Source organism: Lysinibacillus sp. NPDC093712 (assembly GCF_050280025.1).
In the GTDB taxonomy this organism is placed as follows: domain Bacteria; phylum Bacillota; class Bacilli; order Bacillales_A; family Planococcaceae; genus Lysinibacillus.
The window spans coordinates 87,933-100,085 of record NZ_JBNNUU010000007.1 but is presented as its reverse complement, the minus strand read 5'-3'; the positions used below and the strand labels follow the sequence as shown (position 1 = coordinate 100,085).

The window sequence follows — 12,153 nt, the reverse complement described above, 5'->3', positions numbered from 1 at the left end:
CGCACCGGTAGGCCCAGTAGGTCCGAGTAAACCAGTCGCACCGGTAGGTCCCATAGGCCCGAGTTCCCCGGTAGTGCCAGTAGCGCCAGTAGGTCCCGTAGGCCCGAGTTCGCCGGTAGCACCGGTAGATCCCATAGGTCCGAGAAGTCCTGTTGCTCCAGTAGGTCCTATAAGTCCGAGAAGACCTGTTGCCCCAGTAGGTCCTGTAGGCCCGAGTTCCCCGGTAGCGCCAGTCGCCCCGGTAAGCCCGGTAGGTCCAAGTAAACCAGTCGCGCCAGTGCTGCCCGTTGGCCCAGTAGGTCCAGTCGCACCAGGATCACCTGTTACGCCAGTAGGACCCGTTGGCCCGGTGTTACCAGTAGCCCCAGTCGGTCCTATTGCGCCTGTACAACCTGTAGGTTTAACTGGCCAAATACAGCTATGATGTTCGGGTATTCTTCTACAACCACAAGGGAATGTCCTACATTTACTGCAAACATTATTTAAAAAATAATCTTCGAAGTTCATTTATTCACCTCCTCTCTCAAGTATCCTATTCATAAAAATGATAGAGGAGGTGGACGGTTAACTACTTTTAATGTTTATATGATAATTTGTAAACCATATAGTGATTATAATTAGTTAAATTACCATAGGGGGAAGGCGATAGGATTGAGAGAAGAAGGGAGCCGCTTTTACAAGAGTCTAAATCATTTTTAAATTAGGTGATTCAATGTTTATCCTTGGGTTTTTTAAACATCCGATCAAAGTAGCTTTTATTGTGTAAGATTTTCGGATCATTAGGTAAGTAGACACGGGCTAATTCATTATGGGTATTGGCTAATTCGTATTGTTGTAAACGGTCATAGAGGACGCAAAGTTGTAAATGGGGCAACCAAGTAGTAAAGGTTTTATTTTGGAAAGGGGCGTTTGGTTTAGGTTTCATTGCTAGTGCTTGTTCATACCAAAAGATGGCCTCATGATTTTTTGCTTGTTCCATAAAATGATGGCCAAGCCTGCAGCATGCTTCAGGGCGCGGGGTGTCATATTCGAAGCTTCTTAAAATAGAGCTTACGTTATTTTCATTATCATTTAATTTCAAATAGCAATTAGCTAGCTTAAAACAAGCATTAATATTATCTTCTACCCAGCCTAGCTTAGTTGTTAAAAAAAGCTCATAGTAGAATACCGCATCCTCGATTTCATTATGATCCAGTAATTCATTGGCATAATAAAATGTGTCGCGTGGTGTGAGAGGTTCTCCTGTTTGAAGGAGTTTCTTATAAATAGTAATATTGCGCTGATAATCGTGATGAAGTGGTAAATGGCTAACTGCAACATCACTTTCAAAAAGATTACCACTAACCTCTAAATATTCATGTACCGCTCCTATCCATCGAAATTGCTTATCCGTTCTAACTAGTCGGTTTCTTCTTAAAAGAGAATTGGCATTCCCTTCGTTATCAAAGCTTAAATGATAATTCATCGAGACGGCATCAATATCGGGAGTTAAAGATTGCTTTAAAGCTCTAAACTTTTCTTGATCTTCTGCCATTAACACGTCATCTGCATCTAGCCAAAGGATGTAGTCACATGTTGCTTGCTGGAAGGAAAAATTACGCGCATCAGCAAAATGATGAATCCACTCAAAATCGAAAATACGATCAGTAAACTGTTTAACAATTTCCTTTGTCTTGTCAGTGGAACCGGTGTCCACTATATTTATCTCATCGACTAAATCTCTTATTGAGTCAAGGCATCTGGCGATAACATCTTCTTCGTTTTTCACAATCATACATAAACTTATCGTTACCATATTGTGATTCCTCCTTTCAATAATCTTTGTAGTATATGTAAAGTCAGTTTTTTTGCGAGGCAGATTGCCCTTTCCTATTGTGTAAACACACTGTTATCACTTGGTAATTTGTCATAAATTTACCTTTCAAGTTTCACGCAGATTTCACAAATGTAAAGTATAGTTAAAGGGCAGAGGTGATGATTATGAAAAAATGGGCATTCTTCATTTTTTCTTTTATACAAGTTATTTGGGTGGCGGGGTGTACCGAGAAATCGTTTGAGCCAATTGACCGTAACCAGAGTTTTATTGCATCGATCAATATACAAGAGCCTTCACTTGATTTTATTGATGAGCTGGGGAATGTGATTGCAACATGGTCATTCGATAAAGCATATACAGGCGCATTATTATTAGATAATGACCGAATATTATTATATGGACATCAATTAGATGAAATAGTTGTCTTTACACTTTCAACTGGTAAAAAGCTTTATTCAAAAAAAGTAGAGCTAGGCACGACGAATGTGTATTATGATCCAGATATTAAACAATATTTTATCGCTAATAGTAAGATGAACACAGTGACAAGCTTTGATGTGGAAGGAAATGAATTGGCATCACAGCGACTTGGTAACTATCCGATGTCGATGGCTACTTATAAGGATAAGCTTTATGTAGTCAATTATAAAGATACGAAACTATCGGTGTTATCCATTAAGGATTTGACAATAGAGCAGGAATGGCCAATAGGAAAATCATCGCATGGCATTGTAATAATTGAAGAGACAAATGAGCTTTGGGTCGGCGGACATGGTGAAGGAAGCAAGCCGAATAGTTCAGTTAAGCGATTTGATCTTGAAACGGGTGTAGTGCGTGGCAGTATAGAAATGCCTTTAATGCCCGTAGGTTTAACAAAGACGAAGGATAAAGTGTTAGTCGTTAGCCATGGACATAATGAATTATATGTTGTCGACTTTAAAGGAAATGTTTTATGGGAAAAAGAAGTAGGAGCAAATCCATTTGTTGTGAATCAGTTTAAGGACTATATTGTTGTGGCTGGTTATGACGACCATACATTATATTTTATAAAAGATGGTCAAGTACAAAAAACAGTTGATGTTGGCAAAGGTGCATTTCAGCTGTTAGTAAGGGAGGAAGAAAAGTGACAACGGTATTAATTGTAGATGATGAGCAAGATATGCGTAATTTAATCGAGATGATGCTCAATAACTCCAATTTCGAGACCTTTACGGCTGCATGTGGAACTGAGGCATACGATATTATTGTTCGTGAGCAAATCGACTTAGTTTTATTAGATGTAATGATGCCACATGAAGATGGTTTTGCGGTTTGTCAAAGTATTCGAGCGATGTCTAATGTGCCCGTAATATTCTTAACGGCACGAGATGCTAATGAGGATAAAGTAAAGGGTCTAACACTCGGTGGAGATGATTATATCGTCAAACCGTTTACAAATGATGAACTAGTGGCACGAATGCATGCTGTATTGAGAAGAAGTGGCGCTAATATAGCAGAGTTTGAGCAAAAAAATGTTGTCTTTGGGCCAATTAAATTAGATGAAATTGCACGTAAAGTTTCAGTTGAGGGGAAGGTTATTCCATTAACTTTAAAGGAATTTGAATTATTGCATTTATTTATGAAAAATCCAGGTAATGCATATTCACGTGAGCAGTTACTAGAGCGCATTTGGGATATTGATTATTTAGGTGGAACAAGAACGGTTGATACTCATATTAAAACTTTGCGATTGAAACTTGGAAAGGAAGCGGCAGGCTATATACAAACCGTCTGGGGAGTAGGTTACCGCTTTGATCCAGGAGAATGAAAAAGATTTCAACACGTATTTGGCTACTCATTTTCGCATTTTTGATTATTACAGTTGTTTTTATGTATGTACTGACAGATTTTTTATATGAACAGCTTTATGTGGAAGATACGGAAAGCAATATGATTGAAATCGGTACAAAGCTACAAACAATGTATACGAGTGGTAAAGTTACAGACGAATTTATTGCTAATATAGAACATTATAATGATTATTCCAATTTAAATATTTTTGCTGTTCGAAACCCTCGTGAACTTAGTGCCTGTGTCCCCTTTGATATTGATTATGAAACATTGATAGGGGCTGAAGAACGGCAACAATTGCTGGAAGGTAAATATGTGCAAAAAATTGGCTATGAACCTCGATTCGATCGGCAGCTTATTTCAGTAGTACTACCTTTAGTAGATCAAAATAGGCTAGAGGGAATAATTTATATTTACTTCCCATTAGCAAAAATTAGTGAGTTGGCAAGTCAAGAAGTCATTTTTTTATTTTTGAGTGCATTTGTCTTTTTGATTGTTACTAGTTTTTTTGTCTATAAAGGTATTCAACATATTATGCGTCCATTAAGTGACTTACAAACTGCTGTAGAGCAGATGTCTTATGGACAATATGAAACACGTGTACCTGTTAAATCGAGTGACGAGATAGGGAAACTATCAAGCACGTTTAACGATATGGCAGAGGCAATTCAACGGGAAGATGAGGCACAAAAGACTTTTTTAGCAACCGTATCTCATGAGTTGCGTACACCTATTAGCTATGTGAAAGGCTATAGTGAAGCAATGCAAAACGGAATTATTGCAGAAGAGCAACAAGAGGAAGCAATTCAATTAATCGTGCGTGAAGCAAATCGTATGGAGCGTTTAACAAATGAGCTTCTTCAACTCGCTCGCATGGAAAATGAACAAAAGGACATCGCTCTCTATCCGATACCACTTGCAGAGACATTACGTGAAGTACAGAAAATTTTAACGCATCAAGCACAGAAAAAGGATATTACATTACATCTGAATGTAGATGATGAATTAATTGTTAAAGCGGATGAAGTGAAACTAAAGCAAATTTTTATCAATATTATTGAAAATGCTATCAATTACTCCTATGAGCAGTCGAAAGTTGACATTGTAGCAATTGAACACGACGGTAACGCGCTCATTACTATTAAGGATGAAGGCATCGGTATACCGCAGGAAGATTTATCACATGTTACAGAGCGGTTTTATCGTGTTAATAAAGCGCGTAGTCGAGTAGATGGTGGGAGTGGCCTAGGTCTATCCATTGTTGAACAATTATTAAAACAGTTACAAGGCAAGATTGAAATAGAAAGTGAAATAGACAAAGGCACAAAGGTAAAAATTTCGATGCCATTAATGGAGGAATAGAACATGAAGAAGTGGTTATTTACATTGATAGCTGTACCCGCATTACTAGTAGGTTGTGGGGAAAAGGAAAAACCTGCAACATCTACTACATTGGAGGAGCCTCAAATGTTAGAAGTGGAAATTTTAACACCAAAAGAAGTTGAGGTAAATAATCCTATCGAACTTGCTGCACATGTTATTCAAGGTAAAAAAAATATCGATGATGCAATAGTTGAATTTGAAGTGTGGGAATCAGGTAAACGCGATGAGGGACAAATGCTTGAAGGTAAATTAGAAAAAGATGGCGTCTATAAAGCACAAACTACATTTGATCATGACGGCGTATACTTTATGTTTGCTCATACTACAGCAAATGGTATTCATAATATGCCGAAGCAGCAAATTACGGCTGGAACACCTGATATGACACAAGTAATCGAAGAAGATGAAAAAGCTAATATGAACATGTCGGATCATAGTAAAGATTCATCAGAGGATACTGAGCATTAATAAAAACGAAAAAAATATTCAATAAATACTTGCATTATTTTTAAAATAGGAATATTATAATGACCAGATGACCGAAATGGTTTTCTGGTCATTTTAATTTCTGTGTACAAAGGATGTACATAACTTAACAGGAAAGGATGTCACATATGGATCGTAGGCAGGAAATTCTTGAAGCAGCTGCAAAATCATTTACATTGTTTGGCTATAAGGCAACGACGATGGAACAAGTGGCGAAAATTGCTAATGTCGGTAAAGGAACGATTTATACATTCTTTGCAAATAAGGAAATTTTATTTCAAGAGATTGCGATGTCACTTGTACGAGAGATGAAAGCGGAAGCGGATGCAGTGTTGGATGCATCAGCTAGCTTCATGGATAATGCACATAATGCTTTAATGAAAATGCTACAGTTCCGTGAGAAGCATCTTTTATTTGCGAAGTTAATAGAGGAAGAAAAAGAATTACGTACGCCAGCAGTAAAACAAGTATTAATTCGCATAGAGTCTGAAATATTATCGTACGTTGCAACGTTAATTCAAAGACGTATTGATAAAGGTGAGATTCGAGATTGTGATACAGAGTTAGTAAGCTATCTGTTGTTAAAAGCGTATTTAGCGTTCGTCGTAGATTGGCATGAGCTTCATGGCGATATGATTCCACAAGAAAAGATACTAAATCTTTTCAAGGAAACAATCTTTCGAGGACTAGTTCTTTAGAGAAGAATCTACAAATTTTACGCACTGTGAAGTTTGTGATTTTTTTGCAGAAAAATGACCAATTGACGATTACGGTCAATTAGTATAGGAGTGAGAGAAAAATATGATTAAAGCTGAATGGCTGAAAATCCTAAAAACAAGAAAAATGCTTGTTTCCATAATTGCCGTCCTATTTATCCCTGTCATGTATGCAGGCATGTTTTTATGGGCGTTTTGGGATCCATATGCAGGTATGTCTAATTTGCCGGTAGCGGTTGTCAATGAAGATAATGGAGCAGAAATGGATGAAGTGAAGTTAGACTTAGGCGATACCTTGGTCGATAAACTCGTCGATAGTAAGCAATTTGACTTTATTGAAGTGTCAAAAGAAGAAGCAGAAAAAGGTTTAAATAGTAGAGACTATTACATGATCTTAGAAATACCAGCAAATTTCTCAGAACATGCTACGACTTTACTTGATGACAAACCTTCTAAGTTAGTGATGAACTATATCCCAAATGAAGGGTTGAACTTCCTAGGTGCGCAAATTGGTGAAACAGCAATGGATCGCATACGCGCAGAAGTAAATTCACAAGTTTCTGCTACATATGCAGAAAAATTATTTGATTCAATTGCAACGCTTGGAGATGGCTTTACAGAAGCTGCTGACGGTTCAGTTAAGCTAGATGAAGGAGCACAAAAAGTAGCAAATGGAGCAAAAGATTTAAAAGGTTATTTGGAGCAGCTAGCTTCTAGCACGATTGAACTTTCTGATGGTACAGATAAAATTACAAAAGGTGCAGGGCAAGCGGCATCTGGTGCTAACGAACTGTCAACAGGGCTAGTGAAACTAGAAAATGGTACAGTTCAGTTACAGCAAGGTGCACAGCAGGCAGCTGCTGGGGCAACAAATCTTGAACAAGGTCTATCTCAATACACACAAGGTGTAGCTAAGGTAGAAGCTGGTCTTACAACATTAAATGAAAAACAACAGCAAATAGCTTCTGGTGCTGCATCAGTGGCTGAAAATGCTGGTACATTAAACAGTTCAGCAAATCAATTATCAAATGGTTCTGCACAAGTGGAAGCGGGTATTAAAGCACTAACTGAACAGTTACAAAATGCAATTGCATCAATGCCAGAAGAGCAAGCAGCAGCGTTAAAACAAACGTTAGCAGAGCTACAAGCAGGAAGTGCAAGTGTGCATAATGGTTTAAATTCATTAGCAGCAGGTGCTGAAAAATTACAAGGTGGTGCCAACCAAGTAAGCGGTGGTGCAACACAAATTGCAGCTGGTCAAAAAGATGTTTTAGCTGGTGCAAATGCATTATCAGCAAAAAGCAATGAATTAGTTAAAGGTGCACAAAGCCTACAAGCTGGTAATGCCACATTAGCTGATAAACTTGGTGAATTACATGCTGGCGTTAACACAGCTGTTACTGGTTCACAAACATTAGCTTCAGGATTAAATGACTTAGCTAGTGGTACAACAACATTGAACGAGGGCACATCAACACTTGCTTCAAAATCTGGTGAGTTAGCAGATGGCTCTGCAACACTTGCAGATGGTTCGACTGAACTTGCAGATGGTACAGCTACATTATCTAGCAAATTAGGTGAAGCTAGTGAAAAAGCGAACGAAGTACATGCGAATGATGATACGTATGATATGGTAGGTAATCCAGTAGAAGTAGAAAAAGAATCAGTTAACCATGTTCCAAACTATGGTACAGGTTTCGCACCTTACTTTATTTCACTTGGATTATTTGTTGGGGCACTACTAATCTCGATTGTATTCCCACTTGTTGAACCAGCTATTCGTCCGAAAAATGGTGCAACATGGTTTACAAGTAAAGTGACAGTGCTTGCATTTGTCGGTCTTGTTCAAGCTTTACTAACAGTAGCAATTGTAAAATGGGGCTTAGGTCTTGAAGTACAAAATTTAGGCTACTTTGTTCTAACAGCTTTAATAACAAGCTATGTGTTCTTAGCATTAATTCAAATGTTAGTATCTATTTTCGGTGATCCAGGTCGCTTCGTAGCGATTGTTGTACTAATTTTACAACTTACAACAAGCGCGGGTACATTCCCACTTGAGCTTATTCCATCACCATTACAAGTGTTCAATAAATTATTGCCAATGACTTATACTGTTCAAGCGTTTAAAGCAAGCATTTCAACAGGCGACATGTCTTATTTATGGCAAAACTACGGTGTATTATTTGGATACTTAATTGTGTTCTTAGCCATTACTTTTGGTTATTTCATGTTATTACACACAAGACGCTACTCAAAAGTAGCAGAAGATTAAAAAACACCATGCACCCACCATTTACTTGGTGGGTGTTTTTTTGTAAGTGCCAGGCACCCAAACAATTAGTCAACTAGCAAAGTATCGGATCCTAAAACGTAAAAATCCACTGCGCTTTCCGCGGGCACCATGTAAGCCGCAACCCTCGCTGTCGCGCGGCTTGTTGCATCTTACAACTAGTGCTGTTCCCGCAGGAGTCTACATGGATTTTTACTTTGTTCGTCCTAAAATATATGACTAGCAAACGAAATTGTATGAGTGCCAGGCACCCGTCCTCAGTGGGAAGAGTGTCAGGCACTCATACAATTTACAAAGTAAAACAGAAACAGCAGCTGATATGAGCGTATCAGCTGCTGTTTTGTGTAAGTGTAAGAGATTTAATTAATGGTTCACCATAAATGTATGATGAGGGGTGTCATTATTAGTTCGTGTGGGGCACGAAATGACTTACAGAATAGGCAAATGCTTATAGGCAGTTACATTTTTCACAAGTGTTGCTGTAGCATTCGCTTTGTTCTTCGATCTTTTCACCGCATTCCGTGCATTGTTTTGCAGGTAAGTTCTTGAAAAATTCAACTACGTTTTCTAACATTGTGGACTCCTCCTTTAAGTTCATCTGTACTATTACTGTTTTATTATTTTCTAGTGTATTATAACAGATGCGTTTCGTCAACACAAAATGCCTAATTTGCGTTAAAATAAAATATGGATATTTTGTGAAGGAGGAAACGACTATGATTTTCGTTGATAATAAAGGGATACATGATCCACGCATTAACCTTGCCATTGAGGAGTATTTATTAAAGACAATGGACGTTGAGAAGGAGCCAGTGCTGTTATTTTACATAAATCAGCCATCCATCATTATTGGAAAGAACCAAAATACGATAGAAGAAATTAATACAGACTATGTGGAGGATAACGGTATTATCGTTGTGCGCCGTCTCTCTGGTGGTGGTGCGGTGTATCATGATCTTGGAAACCTAAACTTTAGTTTTATTACAAACGACGATGGCGATAGCTTTATGAATTATAAAAAATTCACTCAGCCGGTTGTAGATGCCCTTGCAAAAATGGGCGTTAACGCTGAGCTGTCAGGTCGTAACGATATTTTAGCAGAAGGACGTAAAGTATCTGGGAACGCTCAGTTTTCTACTAAAGGCCGTATGTTTAGTCACGGGACATTAATGTTTAATACAGAAATTGATGCTGTTGTATCTGCATTAAAGGTAAAGAAAGATAAAATCGAATCAAAGGGCATTAAATCGATTCGTTCACGCGTAGCAAATATTTCGGAATTTTTAAAGGATAAAATGACTATAGAAGAATTCCGCATAGAAATTTTAAAGTCCATTTTCGGTGGTGAAGAAAATATTCGCTATTATGAGCTAACGGACGAAGATTGGGCAAATATTCATAAATTATCTGCTGAACGCTATCAAACATGGGAATGGAACTATGGTAAATCGCCACGCTTTAATATTCAAAAAACACATCGCTTCCCTTCAGGTGGAATTGATATCCGTTTAGAGGTGAAGCATGGTGTTATTGAAGAAGCACATATTTTCGGTGATTTCTTCGGTGTAGGCGATATGGCTGATGTAGAGCAACGTCTAGTTGGGACAAACTATGACCGTGTAGCGATTGCAAAGGCTTTAGCAGATATCGACGTACCAACCTACTTTGGTGGTGTCCCAACAGAAGAGTTTTTACAATTAATTTATTAACAGTAGACAAAAAAGTAGTTGGCAAATGCCTTTCGATAAGAAAGATATTTTTAGCCTATACTTAGACCATAGAATGGTTATGCTACTGGAAACATTATGAGTCGAAACATGCTAAACTCCTTAGTAAGGGAAATTCGAAGCTACTTCCGTACTCATGATAGAAAAGGGCACGCGCAATTATGGCGCGTGGCCTTTTTTTGGTACAATATACGATAGAAAGGAGTGTCGATATGGAAAAGCATCGAATATTTATTGTCGAGGATGATGTAAAGATTGCATCATTGCTTGCAGAAACACTTAGAAAATATCAATACGAAGTGGAAACAATCCAAGAATTTGATCATCTAATTGAAGAGTTTACAACGTTTAATCCACATATGGTATTGCTTGATATAAATTTACCAGCGTATGACGGCTATTATTGGTGTCGTCAGTTACGTCAACATACAACATGTCCAATCATTTTCATTTCAGCACGATCTGGGGAAATGGATCAAATTTTTGCGCTTGAAAATGGAGGTGACGATTTTATTACAAAGCCATTCAATTATGAAATTGTTTTGGCTAAAATCCGTAGTCACTTGCGTCGTACATATGGCGAATATGCGGCTAGACAAGAAGAACGGACGATTAAGCAAGGGCAGCTTATATTGCATTTAGAGCGTATGGAGTTGCACAAAAATGATTTAGAAATTCCATTACAGAAAAAAGAATGTATCATTTTAGAGCTGTTAATGGGCCAAGCACCAAAAGTTGTTACGCGCGAGCAACTGTTAGAAGAGCTATGGGACGATCAAGCATTTGTCGACGAAAATACGTTGAATGTTAATATGACGCGTGTGCGTAAAAAGCTAGCAGATTATAATATTTCATCAACAATTGAGACAGTCCGCGGAGCAGGTTATCGCTTTATATTAAGTGCAGGTGAGCTGTAATGGGTTGGAAATTATTTTTGCGAGATTATGCAACATTTTTTATCTTTCAGCTAATTTTAGTTGGTTTTATCATGGTGTTGTATTGGCTCGACGGTTTTCGTAACGTCGATACGGCTATTTACTCTGTAAGTATTAGTTTGGTATTGCTATGCTCATTTTTACTTATTCGCTATTTAATGCGTCAAAGTTATTTGAGCAAATTATTGCATCTTCCAAAATCAATGGAGGATGTACTACAAAAAAATGCCAAGACACCAGAGGCGATGCAAGTAGAAAAATATATGCATGAACTCTATCGTCTTTATCAGCACGAGCTGCATTCGTTATATGCTAGTCAAAAGCGACACGATCAATTTATGAATCAATGGGTACACCAAATGAAAACCCCTATTTCAGTCATCGAGATGCTATTACAGGATGAGCGCCCTCTCGATAAAAAGAATGTTCAAGAGGAAATTGATCGCTTACGTAGAGGATTGGATATGGTGCTTGTCAATGCGCGACTCGAAAACTTTGAAGAGGATATGCAAGTAGAACAGATTCAGTTAAAAGCGATTGTCACTGCAACTGTTAATGAAAATAAACGTTTATTTATAACAAATAGAGTTTTCCCAGAAATTCATATAGAGGATGACATGATCGTAGCGAGTGATTCAAAATGGCTTCGCTTTATTATTGGGCAATTCGTTACAAATGCAGTGAAATATACGTTTGAAGAAAATAAAAAAATCGTGATGTCTGCCATTAAAAAAGATGATTATATTCAGTTAGCAATTTGTGATGAAGGAATTGGAATTCCTGCTTCTGACCTTTCACGTGTGACTAAAGCCTTTTTTACGGGAGAGAATGGGCGTAAAACTGGGGAATCCACAGGTATGGGCTTATATTTAGCAAAGGAAATCTGTGAAAAACTAGGGCATCAATTAGACATTACATCTGAAGTAGGTAAAGGTACGATTGTCACCGTGACATTTACAAATTAGGGGGA

Annotated in this window: 11 protein-coding genes and 1 pseudogene; 9 read left to right on the top strand and 3 right to left on the bottom strand. The window is 38.0% G+C overall.

What is annotated here, in order from left to right; all coding sequences use genetic code 11:
- Both ACQKNX_RS20545 and ACQKNX_RS20540 read right to left on the bottom strand, forming a co-directional pair.
- Positions 1-507, bottom strand: a pseudogene (locus tag ACQKNX_RS20545) (hypothetical protein); the annotation flags it as partial.
- 202 nt (positions 508-709) lie between these two features.
- Entirely contained in the window at positions 710-1,795 is a 1,086-nt protein-coding gene (locus tag ACQKNX_RS20540) for a glycosyltransferase (RefSeq protein WP_427430460.1), read from the bottom strand.
- Positions 1,796-1,980: 185 nt separating this feature from the next.
- On the opposite strand from ACQKNX_RS20540, the gene ACQKNX_RS20535 reads away from it, so the two are divergent.
- The 6 genes from ACQKNX_RS20535 (at position 1,981) to ACQKNX_RS20510 (ending at position 8,503) form a co-directional block, all read left to right on the top strand.
- Entirely contained in the window at positions 1,981-2,943 is a 963-nt protein-coding gene (locus ACQKNX_RS20535; RefSeq protein ID WP_427430459.1) for a YncE family protein, read from the top strand.
- A complete protein-coding gene (locus ACQKNX_RS20530; protein ID WP_427430458.1) occupies positions 2,940-3,623 on the top strand; it encodes a response regulator transcription factor in 684 nt (227 codons plus the stop codon). The genes ACQKNX_RS20535 and ACQKNX_RS20530 overlap by 4 nt, the downstream gene beginning before the upstream one ends.
- Positions 3,620-5,008 carry a sensor histidine kinase gene (locus tag ACQKNX_RS20525; RefSeq protein WP_427430457.1) on the top strand — a complete coding sequence of 463 codons (1,389 nt, stop codon included), beginning with the start codon at positions 3,620-3,622 and terminating at the stop codon, positions 5,006-5,008. Before ACQKNX_RS20530 ends, ACQKNX_RS20525 begins: the two co-directional genes overlap by 4 nt.
- A gap of 3 nt (positions 5,009-5,011) precedes the next feature.
- Positions 5,012-5,497: a FixH family protein gene (locus ACQKNX_RS20520; RefSeq protein WP_427430456.1), complete on the top strand. Its 486-nt coding sequence runs from the start codon at positions 5,012-5,014 to the stop codon at positions 5,495-5,497.
- A gap of 146 nt (positions 5,498-5,643) precedes the next feature.
- Positions 5,644-6,213 (top strand): TetR/AcrR family transcriptional regulator, encoded by a 570-nt coding sequence (locus tag ACQKNX_RS20515; protein ID WP_427430455.1) that lies wholly within the window; start codon positions 5,644-5,646, stop codon positions 6,211-6,213.
- Positions 6,214-6,316: 103 nt separating this feature from the next.
- The gene (locus ACQKNX_RS20510; protein WP_427430454.1) at positions 6,317-8,503 is read left to right on the top strand and encodes a YhgE/Pip family protein; all 2,187 of its coding nucleotides are present in this window, start codon (positions 6,317-6,319) and stop codon (positions 8,501-8,503) included.
- 466 nt (positions 8,504-8,969) lie between these two features.
- Here the strand turns inward: ACQKNX_RS20510 and yhfH are convergent, their stop codons facing one another.
- Positions 8,970-9,095: a protein YhfH gene (gene yhfH, locus ACQKNX_RS20505; protein WP_069514604.1), complete on the bottom strand. Its 126-nt coding sequence runs from the start codon at positions 9,093-9,095 to the stop codon at positions 8,970-8,972.
- 142 nt (positions 9,096-9,237) lie between these two features.
- Here yhfH and ACQKNX_RS20500 point away from each other — a divergent pair, with 142 nt between their 5' ends.
- From ACQKNX_RS20500 to ACQKNX_RS20490, 3 genes are all read left to right on the top strand, one after another.
- Entirely contained in the window at positions 9,238-10,230 is a 993-nt protein-coding gene (locus ACQKNX_RS20500; protein WP_427430453.1) for a lipoate--protein ligase, read from the top strand.
- Between the two features lie 230 nt (positions 10,231-10,460).
- A complete protein-coding gene (locus tag ACQKNX_RS20495) occupies positions 10,461-11,165 on the top strand; it encodes a response regulator transcription factor (protein WP_403055435.1) in 705 nt (234 codons plus the stop codon).
- A complete protein-coding gene (locus tag ACQKNX_RS20490) occupies positions 11,165-12,148 on the top strand; it encodes a sensor histidine kinase (protein WP_427430451.1) in 984 nt (327 codons plus the stop codon). The genes ACQKNX_RS20495 and ACQKNX_RS20490 overlap by 1 nt, the downstream gene beginning before the upstream one ends.
- Positions 12,149-12,153 lie beyond the last annotated feature (5 nt).